General features: G+C 29.2%; 26 protein-coding genes. All 26 read right to left on the bottom strand.

The window, feature by feature from the left end; all coding sequences use genetic code 11:
• Nucleotides 1-20 precede the first annotated feature (20 nt).
• Nucleotides 21-725 (bottom strand): acylneuraminate cytidylyltransferase family protein, encoded by a 705-nt coding sequence (locus tag QJ521_RS02350; RefSeq protein ID WP_282838809.1) that lies wholly within the window; start codon nt 723-725, stop codon nt 21-23.
• Nucleotides 726-1,895 carry a UDP-N-acetylglucosamine 2-epimerase gene (neuC, locus tag QJ521_RS02345; protein ID WP_282838808.1) on the bottom strand — a complete coding sequence of 390 codons (1,170 nt, stop codon included), beginning with the start codon at nt 1,893-1,895 and terminating at the stop codon, nt 726-728.
• Nucleotides 1,892-2,887, bottom strand: a complete 996-nt coding sequence (gene neuB / locus QJ521_RS02340; RefSeq protein ID WP_282838807.1) for an N-acetylneuraminate synthase — start codon at nt 2,885-2,887, stop codon at nt 1,892-1,894. Before neuB ends, neuC begins: the two co-directional genes overlap by 4 nt.
• A complete protein-coding gene (locus tag QJ521_RS02335) occupies nt 2,884-3,528 on the bottom strand; it encodes an acetyltransferase (RefSeq protein WP_282838806.1) in 645 nt (214 codons plus the stop codon). Before QJ521_RS02335 ends, neuB begins: the two co-directional genes overlap by 4 nt.
• 1 nt (nt 3,529) lies before the next feature.
• Entirely contained in the window at nt 3,530-4,567 is a 1,038-nt protein-coding gene (locus tag QJ521_RS02330; protein ID WP_282838805.1) for a sugar phosphate nucleotidyltransferase, read from the bottom strand.
• Nucleotides 4,568-4,594: 27 nt separating this feature from the next.
• Nucleotides 4,595-5,749, bottom strand: coding sequence for a LegC family aminotransferase (locus tag QJ521_RS02325; protein ID WP_282838804.1), 1,155 nt, complete (start codon nt 5,747-5,749; stop codon nt 4,595-4,597).
• Nucleotides 5,750-5,766: 17 nt separating this feature from the next.
• Nucleotides 5,767-6,747: an NAD-dependent 4,6-dehydratase LegB gene (locus tag QJ521_RS02320; RefSeq protein ID WP_282838803.1), complete on the bottom strand. Its 981-nt coding sequence runs from the start codon at nt 6,745-6,747 to the stop codon at nt 5,767-5,769.
• A 330-nt stretch (nt 6,748-7,077) separates the two neighbouring features.
• Nucleotides 7,078-8,175, bottom strand: coding sequence for a non-hydrolyzing UDP-N-acetylglucosamine 2-epimerase (gene wecB, locus QJ521_RS02315; protein ID WP_347568071.1), 1,098 nt, complete (start codon nt 8,173-8,175; stop codon nt 7,078-7,080).
• Between the two features lie 13 nt (nt 8,176-8,188).
• Nucleotides 8,189-9,409: a nucleotide sugar dehydrogenase gene (locus QJ521_RS02310; protein ID WP_282838801.1), complete on the bottom strand. Its 1,221-nt coding sequence runs from the start codon at nt 9,407-9,409 to the stop codon at nt 8,189-8,191.
• Entirely contained in the window at nt 9,402-10,832 is a 1,431-nt protein-coding gene (locus QJ521_RS02305; protein ID WP_282838800.1) for a lipopolysaccharide biosynthesis protein, read from the bottom strand. Before QJ521_RS02305 ends, QJ521_RS02310 begins: the two co-directional genes overlap by 8 nt.
• A 21-nt stretch (nt 10,833-10,853) precedes the next feature.
• Complete coding sequence (locus tag QJ521_RS02300) at nt 10,854-12,596, bottom strand: heparinase II/III domain-containing protein (RefSeq protein ID WP_282838799.1); 1,743 nt, start codon at nt 12,594-12,596, stop codon at nt 10,854-10,856.
• A 78-nt stretch (nt 12,597-12,674) separates the two neighbouring features.
• Nucleotides 12,675-13,787 carry a CapA family protein gene (locus QJ521_RS02295; protein WP_282838798.1) on the bottom strand — a complete coding sequence of 371 codons (1,113 nt, stop codon included), beginning with the start codon at nt 13,785-13,787 and terminating at the stop codon, nt 12,675-12,677.
• Nucleotides 13,788-13,800: 13 nt separating this feature from the next.
• On the bottom strand, nt 13,801-15,213 hold the full coding sequence (locus tag QJ521_RS02290; RefSeq protein WP_282838797.1) for a phenylacetate--CoA ligase family protein: 1,413 nt from the start codon (nt 15,211-15,213) through the stop codon (nt 13,801-13,803).
• Between the two features lie 6 nt (nt 15,214-15,219).
• Entirely contained in the window at nt 15,220-16,938 is a 1,719-nt protein-coding gene (locus tag QJ521_RS02285) for a hypothetical protein (RefSeq protein WP_282838796.1), read from the bottom strand.
• A complete protein-coding gene (locus QJ521_RS02280; protein ID WP_282838795.1) occupies nt 16,935-18,146 on the bottom strand; it encodes a hypothetical protein in 1,212 nt (403 codons plus the stop codon). The genes QJ521_RS02285 and QJ521_RS02280 overlap by 4 nt, the downstream gene beginning before the upstream one ends.
• A gap of 27 nt (nt 18,147-18,173) precedes the next feature.
• Nucleotides 18,174-19,337, bottom strand: coding sequence for a glycosyltransferase family protein (locus QJ521_RS02275; protein ID WP_282838794.1), 1,164 nt, complete (start codon nt 19,335-19,337; stop codon nt 18,174-18,176).
• Between the two features lie 11 nt (nt 19,338-19,348).
• Entirely contained in the window at nt 19,349-20,374 is a 1,026-nt protein-coding gene (locus QJ521_RS02270) for a glycosyltransferase family 2 protein (RefSeq protein ID WP_282838793.1), read from the bottom strand.
• A gap of 19 nt (nt 20,375-20,393) precedes the next feature.
• Nucleotides 20,394-21,545, bottom strand: a complete 1,152-nt coding sequence (locus QJ521_RS02265; protein ID WP_282838792.1) for a glycosyltransferase family 4 protein — start codon at nt 21,543-21,545, stop codon at nt 20,394-20,396.
• A gap of 74 nt (nt 21,546-21,619) precedes the next feature.
• Nucleotides 21,620-22,480, bottom strand: coding sequence for an NAD-dependent epimerase/dehydratase family protein (locus QJ521_RS02260; RefSeq protein ID WP_282838791.1), 861 nt, complete (start codon nt 22,478-22,480; stop codon nt 21,620-21,622).
• A gap of 8 nt (nt 22,481-22,488) precedes the next feature.
• Nucleotides 22,489-23,118: a sugar transferase gene (locus tag QJ521_RS02255; protein ID WP_282838790.1), complete on the bottom strand. Its 630-nt coding sequence runs from the start codon at nt 23,116-23,118 to the stop codon at nt 22,489-22,491.
• A gap of 21 nt (nt 23,119-23,139) precedes the next feature.
• On the bottom strand, nt 23,140-23,763 hold the full coding sequence (locus tag QJ521_RS02250) for a winged helix-turn-helix transcriptional regulator (protein ID WP_282838789.1): 624 nt from the start codon (nt 23,761-23,763) through the stop codon (nt 23,140-23,142).
• Between the two features lie 220 nt (nt 23,764-23,983).
• Nucleotides 23,984-24,967, bottom strand: coding sequence for a tyrosine-type recombinase/integrase (locus tag QJ521_RS02245; RefSeq protein ID WP_282838788.1), 984 nt, complete (start codon nt 24,965-24,967; stop codon nt 23,984-23,986).
• A 16-nt stretch (nt 24,968-24,983) separates the two neighbouring features.
• Nucleotides 24,984-25,703 (bottom strand): tyrosine-type recombinase/integrase, encoded by a 720-nt coding sequence (locus tag QJ521_RS02240; protein ID WP_282838787.1) that lies wholly within the window; start codon nt 25,701-25,703, stop codon nt 24,984-24,986.
• A gap of 65 nt (nt 25,704-25,768) precedes the next feature.
• A complete protein-coding gene (locus QJ521_RS02235; RefSeq protein ID WP_282838786.1) occupies nt 25,769-25,924 on the bottom strand; it encodes a hypothetical protein in 156 nt (51 codons plus the stop codon).
• A 291-nt stretch (nt 25,925-26,215) separates the two neighbouring features.
• Nucleotides 26,216-26,758 (bottom strand): DUF6933 domain-containing protein, encoded by a 543-nt coding sequence (locus QJ521_RS02230; protein ID WP_282838785.1) that lies wholly within the window; start codon nt 26,756-26,758, stop codon nt 26,216-26,218.
• Between the two features lie 38 nt (nt 26,759-26,796).
• The gene (locus QJ521_RS02225; RefSeq protein WP_282838784.1) at nt 26,797-26,952 is read right to left on the bottom strand and encodes a hypothetical protein; all 156 of its coding nucleotides are present in this window, start codon (nt 26,950-26,952) and stop codon (nt 26,797-26,799) included.
• Nucleotides 26,953-26,987: the final 35 nt, after the last annotated feature.

Below are 26,987 nucleotides of genomic sequence, written 5' to 3'. Positions count from 1 at the left end.
GACGGTTACTATGAAATTCATCATTTTGAACCTAGTTTATCTCGAGATTTAATAAGAAATTCTGCATAATTAAAGTCCGCTTGATCATCAATATCGATAGAATGTTCCTTATTCATTATTAAAGCAAAACTATTAATTGAAAAGATATTTGAAGATTCCATTAGGTGATCAACACTAACAATATAGATTGCCCCATTAATCCGAAAGTAAGTAGGAAAATCTTGTCTCCGAACTGATGTTAATGTTGGCTTTAAAAAATTCACCATAGAGTGATCGCTAGATAAAGTATTTGATAAGAGAGGTGAATGGTCTGATTCGCAAACAGAAACTACCAAATTAGCTTTTTTTTCATTGAAAACCTTAAAACCTTCGAGAATGTCTTCGGAAGTTCGTAGAGGTGATGTTGGTTGTAACAAAGTTACGGTATCAAAAAATAGACCTAATTTGCGATAGTTGCTAAGGACATCTTTAACAACATCCCACGAAGAAGCCTCATCACCAGATAACTCGCTACTTCTAAGAAAAGGTACTTTTGCACCATATTTTTCTCCAATCTTAGCATATACTTTCGAGTCAGTTGATAACATGATTTCATCAAAAATATTTGATTTTTTTGCTGACTCAATTGAATAAGCTATTAGTGGTTTATGATTTAATAGTCTTATATTTTTATCTTTAAGCCCTTTAGAACCTGATCTTGCAGGGATGATTGCTAAATTCTTCATCTATTCAGCCTCTAAATCATAAAATGTTTTCATAACATCTATTTTTTTATTCAACACAAAATCCTTAAGTATATCAATAATCTTATCTGAAGTGTTTCCATCGCCATAAGGATTTATTGTCTTTTTAGCTTCATCAATAAAGGATTTTGACATCGCTAAGTCTATCGAATATTTTATATCTTCACTAGTTGGGCTACAGTTAATTACACTTGATGCTTGTATTCTTCCTCTTTGACGCTCTCCAATGTTAATAGTAGGCACACCAAAACTTGGAGCCTCAATTAAACCACTAGAGGAATTTCCTATAACTATCAACGCATATTTAACCATACTCAAATATTTTGTAACACCTAATGATGAAAACGATATAATATTATCATAATTTTTAGTATAAATATCAATTAGCTGATTAATAATGCGACCACCAGTATCAGCATTACTCTTTGTGAAAATAAAGTTGAAATCTTTATATTTTCTGCAAACTTCCAAAAGAGTCTTACTTTGCTCCATAGAAGTGTTATTTTCAAGTGTTACTGGATGAAATGTTACCATACAATAATCTCTTGATAAATCAACTTTTAACTCGTTTTGTAGCTCTTCTCTTGATAGTAAATTTTCATTTAGTAAATTTTCGATACCTATTGCACCTACAGTAAAAACCCTACTAGGATGTTCTCCTAGTTGAATAACTCTTCGTCGATATTCATCGGTACTTGTAAAGTGCAGATAACTAAGTTTTGTCAATGCATGGCGAATAGATTCATCCACTGCACCTTCTGTTGTTTCACCTCCATACAAATGAGCAATAGGTATTCTTTGATTCATTGCTGCCATTGCTACTGCAAGTGTTTCATAACGGTCACCAAGAACAATTAATAAATCCGGTTTTAATATCTCAAAATAATCTGCGAAACTAATCATTGCGAGTCCCATTGATTTCGAAATAGCATTTGGAGTATCAGAACTTAACAGAATTTCAATTTTTCTATCTATAATAAATCCGTCATTTATGATTTCATTATATGTTAATCCGAACTCAGTTGAGAGATGTGCTCCAGTTACAACAATTCTAATATCGAATTCTTCAATTTTTGATAATTTTAAGATAATTGGTTTTAACAAACCATATTCTGCTCTTGTGGCAGTTAGTATACTTATAATATTTCTCATAATTCAATCAACTCATCTTCATCAAAATCTCTAGGTGCTATCTTACCAATAACTTCAAACCATTTCATTGGGCTAATACCATCACCAGGTCTCTTGACAGTAAGATTTTGTTCATTGAAAAATTCGCCTTTTTTTATGCTTTTCTTTGCAATAATACTTTTTCGAGCAACACTCATATTTTTTTTCTCAGACTCAGCTGGTAACTTTTTCCCATCACCTAAAGACAACTCAATATTTCTTATTGCTTCTATCATAGATTTAAGTTCATTAGGCTCTAAACTGGCTTTATGATCTGGACCCTCCATATTTCTGTCTAAAGTAAAATGTTTTTCTATAACCTTAGCTCCAAGAGCTACAGCAGCGATAGGAACCTCGATCCCTTTTGTGTGGTCTGAATAACCAACTTCAACTTCAAACACATCTTTTATTGTAAGCATAGCTATTAAGTTTACATCTTCAAATGGTGTTGGATACTCAGTTGTACAATGAAGCACAATAAGATTTTTAGTTCCATTATCTTTTAAAACTTTTACAGCGTTCTCTATATCATTCATTGTACTCATTCCAGTAGAAATTATTACTGGTTTACCTATTTCTGCAATTTTAATTAAATACGGTAGATTAGTTATGTCACCGGATGGAATCTTCCATCTGTTCATACCAATACTTTGTAAAAAATCAATACTATCTAAGTCAAATGCAGTTGACATAAACTCAATCTGTTTAATTTTACAATAATTTTTGAGTTCCAAAAAATCTTTGTATGGAAGTTCAAGTTTTTTTAGCATATCATGTTGGGTTTCATCAAAAAACAAATTTGTTTTTTGATATTCTGCCTTCAACGCATTTTTTGATACGATATTTTCTGAAATGTATGTTTGAAATTTTACACAATCTGCGCCAGCAGCTTTTGCAGCATCCACTAATTTCTTAGCAAGTTCAATACTGCCATTATGATTTACTCCAGCTTCTGCAATTATAAATACACTCATATATTTTTCACCTCTTTACATGGGGTTCCATACGCTAACTTATTATTATTTATATTATTATTGACTATGCTCCCCATTCCTATGATTGAATTAGATCCTATTTTAATTTGTTGCATGATTGTTGCATTTAGTCCCACATGTGTGTTATTTCCTATAATAACTTCACCGCCCAATACTGCACCTGGAGATATATGTGCAAATGATCCGATTTGGCAATCGTGTTCAACAATAGATCCAGAATTTATGATAGCACATTCTTGAATAATAGCATCTGCGTTCACAATACTTAGTTTTCCTATAAAAACACCTTCTTCGATTCGTGAATATTTACTAACTTTCGAAGATGGATCAACTATAGTTGGAATTTGATATCCTATAGTTTTTAACATGTTAAACAGTTTGATACGTATGGACGTGTCACCTACACTTCCTACTGTGATAAATGCATAATTGTATCCCTTTTGAAATAAGTCAGGTAGGTCTTTATCCTCCCCTATAATAGAGAAACCCATGACAGAATTTCCAATATTTTCTTTTTTATCAATAATTTTTATTTCAGTATATATATTTAGTTTTACTAACGTATCTAATACTGATTTGCAGTGGCCACCACCACCAACTAGAAGAATTCGTTTATTCATTTTATTCTAACCTTCTTCTCATTTCTTCCATCTCATCCAATTGGCCCATATCTAACCAACTGTTTTCACTTATAGGATAGATTCCAACTTTCTCTCCTTGTGACTTATATAATTCAATTATGTCGGGAAACCCAATAGACATGTCATCCTTTAGTTCTTCTATCACTTTAGGTTCCACTATATACATTCCGGTATTTGTGAAAAAGGATAATTCAGGCTTTTCTTTCATGCTTTCAATTTCACCATTCTCACCTATTTCTATTACACCATATGGAATTTGAATGTTTTTTAAAGAACAAATCATTGTTATAAGGTTTTTTTCTTTTTTGTGATAATCATATATTTTTCCATAATCTTCTTCAATTAAAATATCACAGTTTGATAAAATGAATGTAGATTTTATTTTTCCTTTCAAAAGACTTAATCCACCACCTGTACCTAATGGTTTATTTTCATCAATGTAACTTACATTATAAGTTCTTTCAATTTCACTAAAATATGCTTTTATCATATTTTTTTTATGATTTACAACCAAATAAAACTGAGTGCTGCCATATAGATGGAATCTATTCATTATATGTTCCACAATAGGGATTTCACCAATTGGAATCAATGGTTTAGGTAATATTTTGGTGTAAGGATAAAGCCTTGTTCCTAGACCACCAGCCATAATTATTATAGGGATATCAAGAGAACCCTTTTTTTCAATTTTAGAATCATCCCAAAACACAATAGAAGTAATAGAATGCTCTTTATTTACTATAGGAAGAGCTTCAATGGAGTTTTTCTTCATATAATTTTTTGCATGTGATTTCTCATTTTCTAAAAGATATTTTGGATTGTAGTTCGCAATATCTTTGACTTTCGCCTTTAAATTACCTTTTCTTAAAATCCATCTTCTAATATCACCGTCTGTTATCGCTCCTACGAGACAATCATTTTTCACGACAAAAAGCACCTTTTTAGCAATTTTATCCAATTGTTTCATTGCTTCAAGCATTGTTGAATTTTCATCAATTAAAAACTCTATTACATCCATGCAAACACCAACCTCCCTTAAAATCGACTACTTTAAGTAACTTAGAACGTATTCTACATCCTCTTTAGTTAAATTTGAACTACAAGGTATATTAACTACATTATTTAAATACTGTTTTGCCTTCTGAATTTTATATGATTGATTATTAAGATATGGTTTTTGATCATTAATCAACCCCCAAATAGGTCTAGTTTGTATGCCTTTTGAACTTAAATGTTTAATTAAGTCATCTCTATTGAAGCTGTAATTAGGTTCCACATATAAAGCATAAAACCAATAGTTTGGTCGAGTATTCTTATTGAAATCTAATATATTCAAGCCTGATATTTTACTGATTTCTATTTTATACAATTCATAATTCTCTTTTTTTATTTTTATAAAAGCTTCAAGTTGTTCTAATTGAGCAATACCAAGGGCAGCTTGAAGGTTTGTCATTCTATAGTTAAATCCAATTTCATCATGAATATAATATAATTCATCTGCTTTGGCTTGAGTTGTTAAATGCTTTGCTCTGGAAATCAGATTCATATCATTAGATACAATCATCCCACCACCACCAGTAGTTATTATTTTGTTTCCATTAAAAGAATAAACACCAACATCTCCAATTGTTCCTGCATGTCTACCTTTATAAGCACCAGATATATAATAAGTTCCTAGAGCTTCAGTAGCATCTTCTATCACTTTTAATTTGTATAAATTAGCAATTCTCATAATTTTTTCCATATCTGACATATTACCAAAAACATGGACAACTACTATTGCCTTAATTTGCCTTTTTGTCTTTTTGTTAATCAATTGATTATCTTGATAAATACATTCATGCTGACAAAAATCATGAAGTTTGACTGGATCAATACTTAAATCATCGTTACAGTCCATAAAAACAGGCTCAGCACCAATATATTTAACTGGATTTACTGCTGCTATAAATGTCAATGTAGGAACAATCACTTCATCGTTTCTAAGCACATTGCATAGTTGTAAAGCAATATGTAATCCTGCAGTTCCATTTTGACATGAAACTGCATCTTTTGAGTTAACATATTTCGCTATGTTCTTTTCAAACTGTCCAACATATGGTCCTCCAGAAGAAACCCATTCAGTTTCAACTGCATTTGAGACATATTTTAATTCATTACCTTTTAAATTGGGAACAGAAAGAGGTATATTTTTAGTCATTATTTTTCACCTTTGCATTAGACGTTGTAAATCTCTGATTTATATTTATCAAGATTATTTCTTATAAATTCAATTGTTTCTGCTAATCCTTCAGAAAGTGAATATTTAGGTTTCCAAGTTGTAAGTTTTCTTATTTTTTCATTAGATCCTAATAATCTATTAACTTCACTTTTTTCTGGTCTTAATCTTTGATTATCGCAAACAATTTTTGCTTTAGGATTTATTTGTTTTATTAATTCGTTTGCTAATTCACCAATGGAAATCTCTTTTTGAGTGGCTATATTAATTTCTTGACCAATTGTTAAATCTGAATTAGCAATTTCGATAAATCCATTTACTGTGTCTTTCACAAAATTAAAATCTCTAGTTGGAGTTAATGATCCTAGTTTTATTTCTTCTTTTCCTGCTAATAATTGTGAAATAATTGTTGGTATTACAGCTCTTGCAGATTGTCTTGGACCATATGTATTAAAAGGTCTGACAATAGTTATTGGCATGTTGAAGCTTCTATAAAATGATTCTGCAAGTCTGTCAGCACCTATTTTAGTAGCAGAATATGGGGATTGTCCTTGATAAGGATGTTTTTCATCAATTGGAACGTATTGAGCTGTTCCATAAACCTCAGATGTTGAAGTTATTATAACCCGCGAAGTCTTAAAATCACGTGCTGCTTGTAATACATTTAATGTTCCTTTAATATTTGTATCTACATACATGTCAGGAGAGTGATAACTATAAGGAATAGCTATCAGTGCTGCCAGATGATAGACAATATCAATATCTCTCATCGCTTCTCTAACTCCATTTGGATCTCTAATATCTCCGTTAAAAATTTCTATTTTATCCAAAACCTGCTTGGACAGGGTATCTAGCCACCCCCAATTATTAAAGGAATTATAGTAAACAAATGCTCGTACTTGATATCCTTGTCTAACTAATTCTTCAGTCAAATGGCTTCCGATAAAACCATCCGCTCCAGTAACTAAAATTTTTTTCATATTTTGTATTTCCGCATAAAATCCAATGCAGTTTCTCCTTTTTTATACATTATTGTAAATCGATTAATCATTTTTCAGTATAGCACACACATAATATTCTCGAATTTATATGATAAGTACGTCCTATATATTCAATTTTTAATAATAAATAAAATGAACAAATAACTGTATTTTTTAAATGTTAGATTTTTGATGAAAGCAAATTCATCACTAAGGCATTAATCTAATTTTATATATAAATGTAATCCTAGCTAATCTAAAATATCAACAATAATAATTTCATATTTCATACTAATGTAGAAACTTACTTTAAAATATATGCTAAATCACTTAATCATTCGATTCCAAAATATCTACTATTCTCTTCGATGCCATTCCGTCTCCATACGGGTTTGAAGCCTTACTCATTCTAGTATATTCTTCTTTGTCATCTAGTAGCAGTTTAAAATTTATGTAAATTTTGCTTTCTGTTGTTCCAACCAATTTTAATGTTCCAGCTTTAATTCCTTCGGGTCTTTCAGTCGTTTCCCTCATAACTAGAACAGGTACACCTAAACTTGGTGCTTCTTCTTGAATTCCACCACTATCTGTAAGAATTAAATATGATCGAGCTAAAAAATTATGAAAATCTATAACATCTAGTGGTTCAATAATTTTTATTCTATTAAGATTAGAAAATTCTTCATTTGCTATCTTTCTTACAGCAGGATTCATATGAATCGGATAAATAGCTTTAACTTCAGGATGTTCTTCAAGAATTCTTCTAATTGCTCTAAACATATTGTGCATAGGCAACCCTAAATTCTCCCTGCGGTGAGCAGTAATCATAATTAACTTTGAACCATTTGCCCAAGTCAATAATTCATGTGTATAGTTCTTAGATATTGTTGTTTTAAGTGCATCAATTGCGGTATTACCAGTTATATAGATAGTTTCTTTTCTTCTTCCCTCAGTTAACAAATTATCATATGATATTTTAGTAGGGGCAAAGTTATACTTAGCAATAATACTTACGGCTTGCCTGTTGAATTCTTCTGGATAAGGAGAATAAATATCGTATGTTCTTAAGCCTGCCTCAACGTGTCCAACTGGAATCTGCAAGTAAAAACACGCTAAACTGGTTACAAATGTGGTGGAAGTATCACCATGAACAAGCACTAAATCTGGGTTACTATCAATCAATATTTTTTTCATCTTTTCCAAAATAGAGATTGTAATATCAAATAAAGACTGTTTTGGTCTCATTATTGATAAATCATAATCAGGAACTATTTTAAACGTATCTAGTACTTGTTTGAGCATTTCCTTATGCTGCCCAGTCACACAAACAATAGTTTTTATTTTCTCTCTAGTTTTTAACTCATTAACTACTGGACACATTTTTATAGCCTCAGGTCTTGTACCAAATACAACCATAATTTTTTTCAAAAGAATCACCTCTCTACAATTTGTAAACACCTTTTTTTTGTACTATATTTTTTGTATCAAATATAATGATTTCTGATAATAAATTAATGTTCTCTATAATTTGTTTATGTGCAACCATAATAACAAGAATCTTAATATCATTAATAAATAGATTGAAATCAAAATATTGATTTTCAACTAAATGAGACTTAATGTATGGATCATAAACTTTAACACCAAATGAAAGATGTTCTTCCATTTGTTTAAGCAATTGGAGAGTAGGACTTTCTCTCGTGTCATCGACATTCTCCTTATAAGTTAGTCCATATAATCCAACATCTGATACATTTCTAATATTATTTTCTTTCATTATAAAGCTGATTCTCTTTAAAACGTGATTTGGCATAGAATCATTTACTTTTCTTGCTGATAAAATCAAATTTGTTAAATCAGGATAATCTCCAACCAGGAACCATGGATCAACTGAAATACAATGACCACCAACACCAGGTCCGGGTTGCAAAATATTAACTCTTGGATGCTTATTTGCAATTTTAATTATTTCATAGACATCCATATTATCTGATCTACAAATTTTAGCCAATTCATTTGCGAAAGCAATATTGATATCTCTGTATGTATTTTCAACTACTTTTGACATTTCAGCTGATCTAATATCGGTAACAACAATTTCTCCTTTACAAAATGAGGAATACACTGTTTTAATTTTATTAGCAATTTCAATTGAATCTGCACCAATAGTTCTAGAGTTATTCTCTAACTCATAGATCATGTTGCCAGGAATAATTCTTTCTGGAGCATGAACAATATGGATATCTTTTCCGATAATATAATTTCGTTTTTCTACTTCTGGGCGCACATATCTATCAATAGAACCAGGTGAAATTGTTGATTCAATGACAATAATTGATCCTGGCTCACAAATGTCTAGAACAGAATGGACTGCTTTTATTATATATGAAGAATCAAGTTTTTTACTTAATTGTAAAAATGGTGTAGGTACAGCAATAATGTATATGTCAGTTTTAATATATTCAGTTGAAAAAACTATTTTATTCTTACACGCATCAATAAATAACTCTTGTAGTCCATTTTCTTCAAAAGTGATGATACCAGAATTCAACTTTTGCACTACTTCACTGCTAATATCTGTTCCTACTACTTTCAATCCGTTCTTTGACAAAATTAAAGCTGTTGGCAAACCAATATAACCTAATCCTATAACATTAATCATTAATGAATCCTCCTCGAGAACTATTTTTTTTATTCTTTAAAAAATGATAAATAGAAATACACCATATTAAAACTAAACAAAAATATCTGACTGGCCATAAATTTATAAATATATAACTGAGAATAGCAATTGATCCAACTCCAAAGATGCCAAATATATAATTTCTAAACTCTATATTATATCCTTTTATGATATTTCTTGCAACAAATTCATGAAGTAGGAATAAGATTATGTAAGACACTAGAGTTGAGATGGCAGCACCTAGTATTCCTATCCGACTTATAAGTATAAAGTTAATCGAAATATTCACCCCTGTGGCTATCAAAGTATTTAATGCAACCCATTTCATATTTTTGCAATATTGCTCAAATCCAAGCGGAAATCTATATAAAAACTGAAAAAATATAGCGAAAACGATGATTAATAGACTTGATATACCTGACTGATATTCTATTGGAGCCATCAACACTAGAATTTCATTTGATACTAAAGAAAGAGATATGAAAATTATAGATATTAACTTAACATAAAGCAAAGAAACTGAATTTATTTTTTTTGTTTCTCCTGCTTTTGTTTGATCCAAATACCACGGAGACCATATCTTATTTGTAATTTCAGACAAAATTAACCCAATTGTAGCAATTGTATATGAAACACTATAAATTGCAACCGCGGTTTGACCTATTATGCGTTCTAAAAAGATTCTATCTGACTGACTTATTAAAATGTTTGACATTAGATGTAAGATTAAAGGGGTTCCTAATAACAAGGAATATTTCCAGTCAGATATTCTAAATTTCCCAGTTATTAACAAAAACCTAAATAGAACAAAAATAATAATTATAGTATAAGCGATTGTATAACCATATATTTTACCCATATACATATCGTTTGATAACGATAAAATTATCATAATGCTTATTAGAGTACTAAAAAAAGCAAAAAGGATTGAAAATATAACATTTTGTTTTGGCTTCCTAGTTTGAATTGTGTATACTGTAAATAAGTTTACACATGCTGTACCATATGATTGAATCAATAGATGAAAAACAAGTGTACTATCAAGATTCAGAATTTTACCAATTTGAAACTTGAATAAGATTACTATTAAACTCAATATAAGAAATCCAAATAATGAGAGCATTGTAATGTTCTTCATATATACTTCAAAATCTTTTTCACTTTTATGAACTCTTGCAGTTGCAATTGAACCGACAACTTGTAACCCAATAAAGGTTGAAAAGAACATAACCCAGGTTCTAAAAATAGTCACTACTCCAAAATCATCTATGGGTAGAATACGAGTATATATAGGTGTTGTCAGAAAAGAAAGACCATTTAGCAAAAGTGCCCCAATAAAATATATACCTAAATGAGTAATATGTTTATTGCTTTTAGTGTTTTTCACATAATCTACATTCATACATTCCTCCAGAGAATTAACTCATATTACTTCAACAAAGATCAGATTATCCATATGCTTTTCAACATCTACTTTATTGAGTTTAACGGAAATTAATAAGGTTTTCTGTATACATCCATATTCCGTTGACACAGTCGATTCTGATAAAGAGATAATACTGTTATTTGCAGACTTGAATCTAATGTTATACAGGTTGTTTAAATTTAAAATAATAACATTTTTATCTACAACATCTACTGTGGTAGAGGGATGAAGATAAAACTGTAGGTATATATCTGCTATTGTAGCATTTTCTGCATAAATAACTCTATCTTTTATAATAAAACTATGATTAATTTCGATTTCTCTTTGATGAGTAAATTCCTTATAGTCGTTATGTTCAAGCATTGCTTTGGTTGAGTCAAATACTCTTATTACAGCTTTGTCTAATCTTGCAAAACATCTCCAGTCATTAGTTATCAAATTGGGTTCAATCCCTTTTATAAACAACGAATTATGAGCCTTTGTCTCCATATTTACTTTTCTGAATTGATTATCAGAAACATACGAGTAAGTACCCTTTTCAATAAACAAAGGTATGTTTTTATAATTAGCTATAATTGAAAATTGATCATTGTGAAAATGACAGTTAACAATCTTCGTACTTGTTCTACTTGTGGCATTACTTGCTCTTATCGCAATACTCCATTTTTCATTTTCTAGTTTTAACAAACCGAAGGATTGCATATTGTTTTTATTCAATAATTTAGGATTATTTGAAAAACTAGAGTATGAATAATCAGTTGAAATTCCAAGTTCAGTAGCTAGACGATATATTAATTCCAAGTTTGTGCTAGAATAATTGAAATATTGTGGCAGGGCAAATAACCGTCCTGAATCATTGTCGCCAATACCTATCAATTGATCGTTCATTGATGAATACTTTGTAAATCTAAATAATTTTTCTGAATACTTCATAAGTAAATTGTACATATTAGAGTCTTTATTAAAGACCATAAATAACATTAGCGACTCATTAATATATTTATGGTAATATGTAGATCCTTCAAAATACGATCCATCCTCTAATATAGACTTGTCTAAAAACTTAACTAATTCCTTATAACTAATCTTTTTTAGATTAGCTAATTTTTCGTTATATTCAGTATTCTCTAGATACCATAAAATCCCTAATAAATTGAAAAAATAATGATTTGATGAGTATTTGATTCCAATTTCAATATTCTTTAATATATAATTCATAGCTTTTACCATGAATTTCAAAACAATTTCGATATTTATATTGTTTTCGCTGCTGCTAATTTGAAAATATGTAATGAAATTTATAAGTGAAATAGACACTTCCATTGCATTAGTTCCGGTTAATACATCCATATTACTTTGTATTTCTTGATTGATATAATCAGTCACTTTAAAATTTGAATTGTTTAATGCCAAAATACATATGTGCTGAAATCTATTTAATTCCCATTTATTTTTTGCATCAACATTCTTTATATTATCATTTTCATTATAAAACAGTATCTGTCTTTTACCATTTAATATTTGTGATGTTTCTTCCGTAATTTGACCTGTGTAGAATTTATTAAAATTTATCTTTTTTTGAGTTATCTTTACATTCTGAAAGTTAAGATTAGAAAAAAATATGGCATATTTAGAAAATTGTCTTTTTGTTTTCCACCATTTTATTAAATGGAAAGGTCCTGAAAGTACCCCATACTTAGTCAGAAATTTGTGTATTCTTGATATTGCTAATTTGCTCAATACTGAATCCTCCTAAAGTTTATCTAATACCTATATCCTTACGTGTAATTTAGTATTTATTGCAATAAATAATGATAACTACAAAGTCTTTTCTTTAGATTTCCTAATGATTTTTCTTGATATTGAATTTACAAAAACCAAGTTAAATGGTAAGAAAAGAAACATAGTTATTGTTTTTTTTGACAGAAGCCATCTCAAAATCTTGAGGACTAATCTTTTTTCTCGCTTATTGAGTCTAATTTTCCATGCTTGTAGAGAATCTATTAGATACTGTTTACTTGTATATATATAAAACATAAACCAACTATTTTTTTTAAAGTAATAGTCAGCCTCGATCATATATTCACTATATAACTTAGCGTTTATGGGATCCTGGATTAAATTAGGTATTCTTTTATTTATGACAACAGGGATAATTTTATAACTGACTTTTTTTTGATTAAATTCAAACGAAAGTATCATACTTATTTTAGTTTTAATCGAATAATCGTATGTTATCATTTGAAAATTACCTTGTGAGTATGCTATAATACCGTTCTTGTAGTTCTCAATAGATTGCAAAATATGAGGATGATGTCCCAGAATAACATCAACTCCCGACTCAATAAGCATATGAGCAAATTTGACTTGATTGGGACTAGGACAGACACTAAGTTCTTCGCCCCAATGTAAATGTAAAATAACAAAATCACTTTTGTGTTTAGCATAATTCACTTTTGCACATAAACTTTCATCCAGTGAAGTAAGACCAGGTTTATGAACTGTGACATTATCTGCATTATGAGCCCCTAAAAAGGCAAATTTTATACCATTAACTTCACGAAATAATATTCCCTCTTCTACTTTTAAATTTTGAGAATAACCAACAAAAGAGAAATCTAATTTAATCATATTCTCAATAGTGTCCTTCAAACCCTCTACACCAAAGTCCAAAATATGATTATTTGCTATATTGCAAACAAGTAACTTATCACTTAGTATACTTTTGAAATCTTTTAAATTTCTTGTAGATGTTTTAAAATTAAATGCTTTATCAATACTAGAAGTTATGGAATCCGAGATAACAGTTTCAAGATTGAAAGTGATAATATCAGAATTCAAAAAATGACTAGATAATTTTGAAATAGGTAGAGACTCAATAAACTCATTCTCCAAAAGTGTATCTCCATATGATAGCATCGTTGTTACCATTTTTAAGTTCACCTCATTCTTTAATATTTTGTATTAGAAATTTATGCTTTCCTCTTATAGTCTTTTTAATTTCATTAGTTAGATGAATATGAACAACTAACTTTCCATTTACAGCAGCTGTAATCTTGCTTTCAATACCTTTTTTATCGTTTTCTGTAAATTCTGTCAGTGGAATAAGATTAATTGTAATTTCTCCAATAGAATGTTGAATAATTTGATATTCAGACACTTTTGCAAGTTCATCTAGGTGTTGAGAGTGAATTATGCTAGTTAGTGAAACTTTTGTTTTATCACTAAGATAAATATATTCTTGCATTCTGCCTTCAATAGATTTTAGAGTTCGATAGGGTCTTCCACACTCACATTGAACATTTGTATTTACTCCTATATCTCCTGTTTTATATCTGATAAAAGGCATAGTATAGTTGTTAAAACTTGTAGATACAATTTCACCCTTGGCACACTCTTCAGTTATCCAGCGACCATTTTCATCTACTAATTCAGTAAATCCATACTCATCCTGAATATGGTAATTATGACTTAATTCGCATTCTCCAGCAAAAACAGCATGTTCTGTATGTCCATAAAAGCTAAAAGTTCTGGAATTAGCGAACACTTTATTAAATAAATCTCTTTGATAATCATAAACGTTTTCAGAAGCCAAAATAATTTTGTTTACAAAATCACATTTCGTTTTCTCTAAATTTAGATAATTTGCTATAAGTGTTAAAGAAGAAGGATATGCAATAATAGTTTTTGGCTTGTAGTCAAATAAAGCCTTAATATAAAACTGAATATTTTTAGAATTAAGATGATAAGATGATCCAAACATCTGCTTTTTCATCTTATTTATCGTTACATACTTATTCTTTTTTTCACTGATACCATTCAATAATTTTCCTCTTAATATAAAAGTTTTTTCCTTTTTATTGTAACCAAATCTTAAATATAAAGTATCTATAAAAGCGTTTTCTCTGGCCAAATCATAGGTACTATCTACATAAAAACCCATTGGTTCTCCAGTTGACCCTCCAGTACTTTTTATTGAAATGTCTTTTTTGTTTTGTTGAACAGACAGCATTTCATTTAGATTATTTTGAATTATTTTTTTCGTCAAGAAAGGAATTTTATTCATTTGATTAATGTCCGAAAAAATGTAGGGATCAAAATCAATGGCATCAAACAACCTAATATAATATGGAACAGTTTCGTAAGCATGAATCAGTATTTTTTTTAACTCATTAAACTGGAACTTTTTCACCTTACTTTCTGACCAATTCTGTGATTCTTCTAATATTTTAATTGTTTCATTGTATATTTTCCGGTATCTTTTGCTGGTAGTTATGTAAGTGGGAAGTCTATCATAAATATAGCGAATAGGATTATAAATAAATCTAGGACACTTTTTAATCATTTCTCTAATCATTAATAATTATACCTCCTTGTTCTGAGATAGTATTTTATTTAAGTTTTGGTGTTTACCCATTAAATCCATATACCTATAATATTTTTCTCTATAAATTTTATAGCTATCGTTATAATTAGTAATTACATCTACTATTTCTTGTATAGTCTTACACTGTATGTTTACTTCAGGGTAACAAATATCATTATTTTGAACATAGAATTCAACTTCCTCATCTAAATTGGCAATGATCGCCATTTTTCCGTTCATTAGAGCTTCGAATAAAACTGATGAAGTCATGCTAATAATTACATCAGATTTTACTATCAGATCTTTAACACCTACACTCTTATCATAAATTGCACCATACTTATATTTATGAATAATATTTGTAAACTCCAGAATCTTATCTTGCCTATAATGTGGTTTAATAGATAACCTTACTGTTGAATTAATTTGTTTTAGATAAGCAATTAAGTTTCGCACTAGTAATAGATACTTCTCTGTATATTGATCTGGCTGAGTAAAAATAATGACTTCTATAATTAGTTTCTCATATGAACGACTTTTCGGTTCTGCAAGAGTAGGTAAATAGAATTTATATTTGTTAGATAGTTCTTTGAAAAACTCATACGTTTTTTTAGAGTATAAGTAATATTCATCTGCAAGATCAATCTTTGGAAAGCACATTTTACTCATTGCAACATATTGCAAGTTAATGTGATTCATAGATATTTTTTTAGCTACCTCATTAACAGCTATAATATTATTTCCATAAGTCATATCTGTCACTATTCTATCACTATTCGTACCTCCCAACTTATTAAATGTATTAATCAACTGTTGAACAGTATATTTATGTTGAAATCTAAGTAGTCTAAGATTTAATGTGAATGTTTTACGTTCTATTTTGAATTCGATGTTGTTATATTTAAAGAATAAGTCGTTTTGAATTCGTATTTTGGATTCACGAAAATTTATTATAGTTTGGTGAAAACTTAATGGATTCATTATTACAGATTTATCTCTAACTACAGCAATCTTTTTTTGTGATATTATTTGATAATTATTTATTGAATGATGTGAAAAAAGAGTTTCCAAATATTGAGCTTGCAAAGAAAGAAATGCAACACCAAAGATTCTGTTTTCTCCATAAACGTCTTTTTTTTTACCACTTTCTTCTCTACTAATTTTGCATTTAAGAATTTTTATGTAAAATGCTCCATATATACAAAAAACGTTTCTTAGATAATTATGTATAAACATGAAAAATCTATCCTTCTTTTTTTTCCATATTATTTCAATATCGTAATTTTTCTCTACTATAGATTTTAATATAAAATTTATACTCCATGAAGTTTTATAAAATTGTTTCTTTCCTTCACCATTACCACCAATAATGGTATTGTATTTATAACTAGAGCCGCCTACTAATACAAGTTTAGTTATCTTGTATTCTTCAATCAAATTAATAGCATTAGTTATAATTGCAGTTATTGGCCTAAAATATCTTGCAAAATAAACGTTTCTGAATTCATCATTATCTTCAATATGCAAATTAAAGAACTTGGTAATTGAATTAGAGAGTTCAACATCATGATCATTTATTGTATAATCGATTCTTTTCACAGTTGCATTTAGTAAATTGCTATTGTTAATGATATTTTGATTATCTGTCAATATTATGTCTTCATCATCGACAATACTGTTACTAATTTTCTCATCTAATAACACTATTAGTTTCATATTTTTTTTCCTTTGATTTTTGTAGCATTATAATCCATAATGTTGAAAACACAATAGAAAAATATAAGTAAGTCTGGTAAAAAAGAATGAAGATTCACATAAAACAACCTAATGAAATAAATAATCATTAAAAGAGTTGAGAACTGAATTTTCAAAGGTAACTTTTTGTAATTCAACAACAGTCTTGGCACACAACTTATAGGAATTACAAGTACTGAAAGCAAAAATATCCCACCTTTTAGAATAAAATTGCTCCAACCTACATGTAATGCATTTGATATTGTCCCTTGTCCCGAATGAGTGCCTAAAAACCCTTTGCCAAGTAATATCTCGAAAAAGGTAGCATTCTTAAAATAATTCATAGATTCAACAAACCTGTCAAACGTAGTAATGTTTTCAGCGGTTTGCTCAAATCTTGAGAAAACCGTATGAATTAATTCGATCAAGAAATCTCCAAGTAACAAATATAAACCAAGCATCAATACTGCAATAAGCAGTAAAAACTGTAAAAGTTTTTTAAAGCTATTTTTCGTATAAAGAATTAACATAAGAATATAAACACTAAAAACAATTGCTGTGTCAACAAAAATTGCTCTTTTAATGAAAATCAAATTCAGTATAATGGCTGATAACAAGTATAAAACAGCAACAATTTTATCTTTTTTATAGACAATCGCTAAAACGATAAATGGTAATACAGCCCAATAAAATCCCGTTAAGAAAAAAGAAAATGTCCATGTATATCCTCTTCTTAAAGCCACTGAAATATCAAAATCAAACCATAAGAATATAAAGGGTAACAATATTATTCCAGTAAGTGCTATTATTTTTAGTGTTTTTCTAATAATCTCTATATTAACCTTTGCAAAGAAAAAACCAGATAACATTGCAAAATATATGCCGATATTTGAATAATCGCGAGTGTAATCAAAAATAATATAAATTAATGTCATAGATAAGTTAATAACGAAAACAAATAAAAAATAAATTCTATACTTGTTTATAATTGGCCTAACACCTAAGGTATACATTATTAATGAAGAAAAAATCGCAAGTGCAAACATCAATCTAAATGTAATTATAGCAATGAGACTGTTTTCTCTAAAAAAATATTCTACTAGGGGTTGAAAAGTCATTATTATTAAAAAAAGTATTGCAAAAATATCATATTTTTTTATTTTTTGGCTGGGAAGTATTTCTACACTCATTTCTAGATTCCTTTCAAGATTATGTTTTTAAACAAATTTGATAATTTCTTGTGCGATATTGACAGGTGCAAATTTATCTTGTACATCATTAGATACTAAAGAATTTAGTTTTTGAAAATTTTTAAGTGTTTCGAAAATTGAATCAATCGAATTTAAACAAAAAACAAATCTATTATATTCCAAGAAAATTTCTGATAGTTTATCTACTTGACCATCAAGAATAAACAAAACTGGTTTGTTTGTTCCAATATATTGATAAATTTTTCCTGGTATTTGACTGCCAGAAAGATTACTTAAATGAACAAGTATATCAGCCTTTTCTTCAAGTTTTTTAACTTCATCTAACGATAATCTTGGTAACACATTTATATTGTTCACTTCAGATAATTGTATGTTACTACTCCCACAAATAACTAGTTTGTGCATAGTTTTTTTCACAGCTTCATATAATGGTAAAATATTCCTTGTGGTACTATTGAAATCCCCAGAATAAAGTATATTCAATAAATTATAATCAACACTGTTTTTCGGATAAACACTAATTTGCTTGAAAGGTGCAGGAACATATCTCATTTTGTTAGAAAACTCCTTAAACAAATTAATTTGGTCATCAAGAGTTAGCTTTGAAAGATAGATAATTTCAAAAGGATATACTAACAACTTTTTCTCTTCTATATATAATTTTTTTCTGATTTTTCTATTTTTAATAGAAATATCTGTCGAAAATGGATCTCCCCATATTTGAATCCATGGTGTAATTTCTAGTAGTTTTTTCTCATATAATTTGTGTACAAATAAATGGGATGATTTGGGATCAGAGGAGGAGATAACTAAATCAAATGAATCATCATTGATTTCTATTTTGTCAATAAAATTAATAATACTTAACAAGTTGTCATATATACTACTATTACTTATATAGTTGTGCAAATAATCTCTCAAGGGTTTTAAAACCTTATATCTTCTAAATAATGAAGCTATTTTTTGTGTTCCATTAAGTTTAATATATTTCACTTCAAGATTGCTTGGTATGTCTATAATATTGTAATTTGGATGATTTACATCTGGTAAAGTGGTAATTAGTTTTACTTCATGACCTAATTCTGTAAGCCCTATAATAGTAGCTAAATTTCTGATGGAAGCTGAACTATTTATTTCAAGTGGTCGAGAAACTACATATAGAATTTTCATAATAACCTCTATTATCTAGGTAGAATTTTTGATAGAACTGGATATATGTATCGTGTGACTATGAATAGCAACCTGTACTTTTTTTTCAACATTAAATTCAAATATATTTTTTTTGAAATATTAAGTTCTCTTTTATTAATAAATAAGAAACTTGTTCTTAGAGTTTCGTCATTTAGCAAATGTATCAACTCATTCTTTATATTTTTATATTTCATGATGTTAGTTTTACCACATAGTTTTAGGATATGCCATAAAATTTCACTAACGTATCTAGCCGAAAGTTGCTCGTTTAAGTTTGAAAAAGTTCTACTTGTTTGATACTTCTTTTTTATGGTCTCAGTGGCTGATTTTGTAGCAATCTCATTACTAAACTTTTTTGAGGTTGAAGTATTTACTTGTCTGTAATAATATAAGTTTAGGTGACTACACACTCTTATTAAATTAGCATAACTACAGTATTCAATATTAAATAAACCATCCTCATTAACTCTTAATTCTTCATGGAATAAGATTCTATACTTATCTATTATATCCTTCTTGTATAGAGCTGCCCAAACACTACCAAACAATATACCAGAAAGTTTTCTATCATCAATTATAATTCCACTAATATCATCAAATGAGTAAACACCGGATTCAATTCTAGGTTTTTTCACAATTGCTCTATTATTATACAAATAATAATAATTAGAAAACACACAATCAGCTTTGAATTGGGTTATTTCTTGCTGCATGACTTTTGAAAATTGGATGTCAAGTATATCGTCAGAATCCACAAAACTAATATATTTACCATGTGAAGCCTTAATCCCAATGTTTCTGCTTGATGATACTCCAGAATTTGATTTTGTGATTACACGAATTCTTGAATCTCTATCAGCATAATCTTGACAAATTTGTAGTGAATTATCTGTAGATCCATCATCAATTAGAATAAGTTCGATATTTTCATATGTTTGATGCAAAATGCTTTCAATGCATGCACTTAAAAATTTTCCAGCATTATATATTGGAATAATGAAAGAGATTAAGTCCATAATATCCTCCTCATCCTGTTCATAGATTGTATTGTTTATATAACTTTAGCATTTCAAATCTAATTATATTTTTATCATAATTATTTATTATTTTTATATTATTTTCACTCATTTTTTGTCTTATAATTTTATCTTTATATATAAGGTTAATATTTTTTGAAGTTGCTTCGATATCCTTTGGATTCATCAATAGTCCATTTATTCCATCTTGAATCAAATCTATATTTCCTCTTATTCTAGAACACACAACAGGTAACCCCACTGCCATGGCTTCCATCAAAGAAACTGGTAACCCTTCTTGCAAAGAAGGAAATATAAAAGCATCACTCATATGTAATAATTCATAAACATCACTTCGGTAACCAGTGAATATAACTCTTTTTTTCAATCCTAAGTCATTAACAAGTTTTTGTAAATATGATTCTAACTCGCCTAAACCACATATAATTAATTTAATACTATCATTAGTTACTAAAGATAATGCCTTTATTATGACCTCATGATTTTTTCTTACAGACAGCTGACCGATTGATATAAAAACAAAATCTTCATCAGTGAGACCTAATTGTTTTCTTTTAGAGCTCTTATTTATTACAGTGTTTTTGATTAAATCAACATCAATACCAATACCTGGTATGTAAATGGTATTTTTTGTGGAGAATCTTTTTGCATTCTGGTAATCCTCAATGTTCATGGTAATAATAGTATCTGTAAATTTTGACAGCATTTTTTCTATGGTATAATATATAATCCAGTTTTTTATAGGAGCTCCTTTGTAAAAATGAAAACCATGAGCAGTATAAATCACTTTGGTACCTTTTTTACGCGCTTTCTTGCATGCTAATCTTGCTATAAAACCCCCTATTGGAGAATGACAGTGTACAATTTCGTAGTTGTTCGTCTGACATAATTTATTGACAATTTTATAAGATTGATATATTTTTTTTAATTTTGTTATAGATCTTGGAATAGGTAAGTTATGTACTTGATAATCACTATCTATTAACTCTCTTTTAAAAGTATCTACTTTTTCTTGAGAAGTAATGCTTCCGTTATCAAAATTACATGCTACATCTACATGAAATCCTAAACTAGTGAGTATGTCCAGATTGTCTCTGTTAAATAAATCAATCATTGAAGCAACTGATGCAAGCATTAACGCTTTTTTCAATATATTACACCTCTCATTTCTTGTATATTATTATGTTCTCACATAATATGATTGACTGAAAGTATTAATAAATTCTATATGCTTTTTTTTATTGAATCACTAGATGTGACTATATTATAATCAAAGTCTGAGTAAAAACTGTTATTTTGATTATACGACTTATTACCATACATCTTTTTGATATATTTACTAATATAAGTCAGGAATATAATCAATGGATTAAATACTCGTGTTTTGACAATCTTCATACTTAAATATTCCCTTGTAAGTATCATTATTTTTGAAGTTGACATATATTCGGAATTTTGTGGATAGCAAACCCCATATAAACTTCGATTAATCGCTTGTTTGATGAATTCCGACAAATTATCAATATATATCATACTTTTTCGATTCTTTAGAGTAGGTATTAGTATAGTTTTTTTTGCAAAATTCTGAAGTTTAGGAAAGTTTCCCTTGCAACCTGGTCCATAGATAATTGGAGCTCTAATGACTAACACAATGAATTTTTCATTCATTAGTTCTTGAATTGACAAATCTGCTTCGAGTTTGCTTTTACCGTATGCACTAGTTGGATTATAATTTGATAAATCAATGTGTTGTCTGTATCCTGAAGGTTTGTCATTACCATAAATTATCATGCTACTCATAAATATGAACTGTCTAACTCCAGATTCTTTAGCTTTTCTTGCAGTTTGAATTGCAAGATCTCGATTAACTTTATAATATAAATCCTCCATTGACTTTTTTTTGGAGACATGTGCTATTCCAGCAACATGAAATACTACATCAAATTTTGTGAAATCAAAATTTACCCAACTTGGATTCTGCATATCTAGAGTTTCTACATGATAATTCTTCGATTCTTTCATTAACCATTTTTCTACACTAGTACCAACATAACTATTAGCACCTGTAATTAATACTCTTTTCAAAGTAACACCTACTTACTCTCTTTGGATTCAGGTTTATTCTTATCTAAAGTGCCTGTACCACCTTCAACAACACCATCTGATTTAAATATACTTACAATAGTTCCAAAGAATATCTTAATATCTAACCATAAACTGATATTTTTCACATAATAACCATCAAGTTTAGCTTTTTCAGGAATTGGTAATTCATCTCTACCATTAATCTGTGCATAACCCGTTAATCCAGGATACAAATTATGAACGTTATATTTATCTCTTTCTTCAACAAGATCATATTGGTTCCATAAAGCTGGTCTAGGTCCAATGATAGACATATCACCCTTTAAGATATTAATTATTTGTGGGATTTCATCCAAACTTGTTTTTCTTAAGAATTTACCAATTTTAGTAATCCATTGCTGTGGGTTTTCTAACATATGAGTTGGTATATCCTTTGGTGTATCAATTCGCATGGTTCTAAACTTTAAAATATAGAAATGCTTCTTCTTGCGACCTATTCTTTTTTGTTTAAAGAGAATAGGTCCTCTCGAGTCTAGTTTAATAAATATCACTAGTACCAATAACAAAGGAGATAAAACAATTAAACCTATAAATGATAACACAGTATCATAAAATCGTTTAAACCAGAAATAGAACATATATGAATAACCTCTTTATTGTCAGTTGTCGAAAAAATGAATAATTTTGCTTTGTGGATAGTCAATCTTTATCAGATTGTTGTGAATGGTTTCATGGTGTTTATAACTAGATATCATAATTCCGTCATGATTATATTTGCTTAATTCATTTAATGTGATGATAGGTATGTTTACAAGCTTTTCACCTATTCTATCTTTATTATCATCAATAACAGCTACTACTTCTAAAGGTATTTGATTATCGTCATTCATAACCTGCAGCATGATCTCAGCAACTTCACCAGCACCATAGAGTATAATCTTTTTAAATCCTTTATCAATGATTTGATTTAAGAAACTGATAATATTGTCCTTGGCTTGTATGTAGATGTTGTTAGATGATTTTAAATACCAGATATTAAGAAGCTTTCTTCTTTCCATTCCTTTTTTAGTGACAAAATACTCTACTGTCTTGGTAGAGTGTTTTTTTCTTTTAATGAGTCCATCTTTTTCGTATTGATCAATGTAACTGTTGACCATCGAAACAGCAACCCCGATCGCCTTAGCAATCTCACGTTGCGTGATATGACGATCTTTTTCGATTAAATCTAAAATCATAAATTCTTTGTATAAAAGTGTTGGCTTGAAAAACGAGTTATCACTCATGGCTTCACCATCCATTGTTCGATAATTGAATGATTCCATTTTATACGATTGAACTATAAATTACAAGGGTAAACGAGAATTTTTGTTAAAAAAACGAACATTTATTTCAAAACCATGTCAATCTAACATAAAATCGCTTCATAGAGCACAAAAAATGGCACTTTATTCATTTAAGTGCCAATCGTTTATGATGCATCATGGTTTTTTAAATAATGTTAGTTTAGTATACTTTAAAAAAATGATTGAAAAAATCAACATCATCATGATTAAAGAAATCTTCTTTTAAAATGAAGGACTCAATCGATTCTGCGGTGTGATCATTTAACTTGTCGATGTAATCTACATAGACAAGTGTAGACTTAATATCAACATGTCTTAAAAGCCGTTTGGTGCTTTCAATGGAGCCACCTCTTAAAAGATTGAGATAGGCCGCTGTATGTCTTAAAGAGTGTGGTGTAATATTAGTATGTTCTAACCCACATTTCTTTATTACTTTTTCAAACATGTAATAAAAGAATGTTCTAGAAAGATAACCTTCTGGAGTTGTTTGGTTTTGTGAGATAAACAAATAGGGATTTTCTTTTTTTCTTCTTTTAATTAAATAATCATCAATTGCCTCAACCACGCCTTTTGACAAATAAACCGTATCTTTGTGACGTGTGCCATTTTTTTCTATCAGAAGCACATGATGATCATCTATCATTTGATAATCTACTTTTTTTAGATGAATGATCTCATGTGAACTTAAACCAGCCGTAATCATAAGTGCAATGATGGCATAATTTCTGTAATCATAAATGATTTTCCGATGCTCTTTTGTATAGATTAATAAATGTTTAGCTTCATCAAGGTTTAATAAAGGCTTTTTAAGATGCGGTTTAATTTTTTCGTTTTTGACAGCTAACATAATGTCATAGGTATATTCAGTTGGAAAACTCAACCTATGTTGGTTTTCTCGTAAATAGCGATATAAGCTTTTAAGTGCGCAGATATAAGTATGAATATAATAGGTCGAATGACCTCTTTTTCTCAAACTTTCTCGAAAGCGTATGACATCACTTGTTTTCGCATATAAGATATCATGTTCTATCAAATACATCAGATAATATTTATAGCAAATTCGATATGTTTTGATGGTCGATTTGGATAAGTCTTGTTCATTTAAATAATGTTCACTTAGTTTTTTGAGTGGATGATCAATCATAAAGCCACCTTTTCATTCATTTATTTTTTTCCTGACTAAAAATAAAATCTTCAAGATCAGATACTGTCTCATCTTTTATGTTATCGATATGATGCGTATAAATTAATGTATTTGACATGCTTTGATGTCTAAGTAGTCGTTTCGTTTCTTTTAGAGTTCCGCCTCTTTTTATGTTAAAAGTCGCGGCGGTATGCCTTAAACAGTGCGCAGTCATATGGATACTTTCAAGTCCAGCATCATTTAATGCCCGTTTAAAGATACTAATAAAGATGGTTCTAGTCAGTGGTTTTTTTGACCGTTTAGCCCTAGAAGCAAATAGATATGGACTTTGATCTTTTCTTATCTTTAAATAATCCTCAATTGCCTCGTTTACGCCCTTTGATATCTTTACAAATTCATCTTTTGAACTTCTTCCTTTGCCTTGTATATATAAGATTCTTTTATCCTGGATGATTTTAAGATCTTTTATTTTTGCCCTTCTAACCTCAATACTTCTTAGTCCTGTCGTGACCATGAGATATATCATCGCATAATCACGAAAATGCCAACTACATCTTCGGTGATCTTTAAGACTTAAGAGCAGTTGTTTAGCTTGTTCAGGTGTTAAGATAGGTTTAGTCGTTCTTTTTTCTATCTTTTCATTTTTTATGGGTGCCATAATATTATGAGCATATGCTTCAGGTAAGTTTAAACGAGCTTGATTTAAACTTAAATATTGGTATAGTCCTTTAAGCACGGTAATCTGATGATAAATCCAACGTGTTGAGCACCCTCTATTTCTGCTATATGCCCTAAAACTAATCACATTTTGAGTTGTCGCATAGAAGATTTGATGTGCTTTAGATAACTTAAGTACTGGTTGAGTATGGTCAAATAGACTTCTTTGGTCCCTTGTGAAATATCTTTTTCTTCAAGATATTGTTCTATTAAACTTTCTAAAGGATGTATTTTTATCATATGAAGCTCCAATCGTAAATGTCTTCTATAATATAGTACTGTTGTAAAATGTTTTTTACTTTAATTTAAGAAAAGCTTTTTAACAAATAAGCATATTTAAGCTTGTCAAACCTGAATATTATGATGAGAAAACATTGTCATTTAGTAGTTATTTTCCTTCTTTTTATAGTAACAGTTCAATTTCCAAGATTTTCAAAAAAGTGGTTCCGCGTAAATTCTCTGTCCCGCTACACGGTACCCTGACTCCAGGGAAATTACGGTATTGGGGGGGGAGTAAAAAAGACTATAGAATCATCTACAGTCTTCTTGTTCTTTAAGTCTAATTAATCCATATTCTATATAATCATCAACAGTAACATGCTTAAGTTCCCCTATCGCCCATTTATCTCTAAACCTTTGATTAAGCGTTCTTGAAAACCATCTTTGATAACAGCTATCTGGATCAAAAGATTCTTTGATAATAAAATCGGTTTGTTTTCCTATAAAATCATTGATGACGTAGATATGATCTTTATCTGGATTACTAGATTTGGTGAAATCTAACCTTTTAGGTAAATATTTATTCAATAAAGCACTATCTACACCTATATCTCTATGTGCTTGTTTTAAGAGTTTAAGAAATTTTGGTTTATTAATTGATAACGTTTTATCTGAATCATATCTGAATACCAGAAATAATCCATAGAGTGTATTCATAAAAACATAAATATTATGTTCTTCAAATTTGATGTGTTCGACTACCCATGAATAGATATTTTCATGAGTTGTTTCTAAAACAGAATATTTTGTTCTTTTTAAATCGTTAAATACTTTATCTGTGCAGTATAAATGCATATTTTAGCTGACTCCTTTAATTTTCATTTATTAAATAACTATACAATCTTATTTTGTAAAACTGTAATAGTTAACCAGTTGAAAATGATTGCTACTGAAAAACTGAAGTTATTTACTAGTTTATGCTCAAAAGCATCATTTTCTGATATTTCTAATTTTAAGTTCTTAATACTAATGTAAACACGAGTATTCATGATATGTCTATTTCATGTTTATTGTTTGCAATTTC

The sequence above is a fragment of the Peloplasma aerotolerans genome, assembly GCF_030012175.1.
Lineage (GTDB): Bacteria > Bacillota_I > Bacilli_A > Acholeplasmatales > Acholeplasmataceae > Peloplasma > Peloplasma aerotolerans.
Note: the sequence above shows the minus strand (reverse complement) of the source record. Positions and strands in the feature narration are given on the sequence as shown.

Coding starts and splice junctions, on each gene's coding strand:
- QJ521_RS02270 (WP_282838793.1), bottom strand. CDS start 20,374: ATGGACTTAATCTCTTTCATTATTCCAATATATAATGCTGGAAAATTT.
- QJ521_RS02280 (WP_282838795.1), bottom strand. CDS start 18,146: ATGAGTGTAGAAATACTTCCCAGCCAAAAAATAAAAAAATATGATATT.
- QJ521_RS02235 (WP_282838786.1), bottom strand. CDS start 25,924: ATGATAAAAATACATCCTTTAGAAAGTTTAATAGAACAATATCTTGAA.
- QJ521_RS02305 (WP_282838800.1), bottom strand. CDS start 10,832: ATGAATGTAGATTATGTGAAAAACACTAAAAGCAATAAACATATTACT.
- QJ521_RS02290 (WP_282838797.1), bottom strand. CDS start 15,213: ATGATTAGAGAAATGATTAAAAAGTGTCCTAGATTTATTTATAATCCT.
- QJ521_RS02295 (WP_282838798.1), bottom strand. CDS start 13,787: ATGGTAACAACGATGCTATCATATGGAGATACACTTTTGGAGAATGAG.
- QJ521_RS02330 (WP_282838805.1), bottom strand. CDS start 4,567: ATGGATGTAATAGAGTTTTTAATTGATGAAAATTCAACAATGCTTGAA.
- QJ521_RS02320 (WP_282838803.1), bottom strand. CDS start 6,747: ATGAAAAAAATTTTAGTTACTGGAGCGGATGGTTTTATCGGAAGCCAT.
- QJ521_RS02230 (WP_282838785.1), bottom strand. CDS start 26,758: ATGCATTTATACTGCACAGATAAAGTATTTAACGATTTAAAAAGAACA.
- QJ521_RS02325 (WP_282838804.1), bottom strand. CDS start 5,749: ATGACTAAAAATATACCTCTTTCTGTTCCCAATTTAAAAGGTAATGAA.
- QJ521_RS02275 (WP_282838794.1), bottom strand. CDS start 19,337: ATGAAAATTCTATATGTAGTTTCTCGACCACTTGAAATAAATAGTTCA.
- QJ521_RS02285 (WP_282838796.1), bottom strand. CDS start 16,938: ATGAAACTAATAGTGTTATTAGATGAGAAAATTAGTAACAGTATTGTC.
- QJ521_RS02335 (WP_282838806.1), bottom strand. CDS start 3,528: ATGAATAAACGAATTCTTCTAGTTGGTGGTGGTGGCCACTGCAAATCA.
- QJ521_RS02225 (WP_282838784.1), bottom strand. CDS start 26,952: ATGAATACTCGTGTTTACATTAGTATTAAGAACTTAAAATTAGAAATA.
- neuC (WP_282838808.1), bottom strand. CDS start 1,895: ATGAGAAATATTATAAGTATACTAACTGCCACAAGAGCAGAATATGGT.
- QJ521_RS02255 (WP_282838790.1), bottom strand. CDS start 23,118: ATGTTCTATTTCTGGTTTAAACGATTTTATGATACTGTGTTATCATTT.
- QJ521_RS02350 (WP_282838809.1), bottom strand. CDS start 725: ATGAAGAATTTAGCAATCATCCCTGCAAGATCAGGTTCTAAAGGGCTT.
- neuB (WP_282838807.1), bottom strand. CDS start 2,887: ATGAGTGTATTTATAATTGCAGAAGCTGGAGTAAATCATAATGGCAGT.
- QJ521_RS02250 (WP_282838789.1), bottom strand. CDS start 23,763: ATGAGTGATAACTCGTTTTTCAAGCCAACACTTTTATACAAAGAATTT.
- QJ521_RS02245 (WP_282838788.1), bottom strand. CDS start 24,967: ATGATTGATCATCCACTCAAAAAACTAAGTGAACATTATTTAAATGAA.
- QJ521_RS02310 (WP_282838801.1), bottom strand. CDS start 9,409: ATGATTAATGTTATAGGATTAGGTTATATTGGTTTGCCAACAGCTTTA.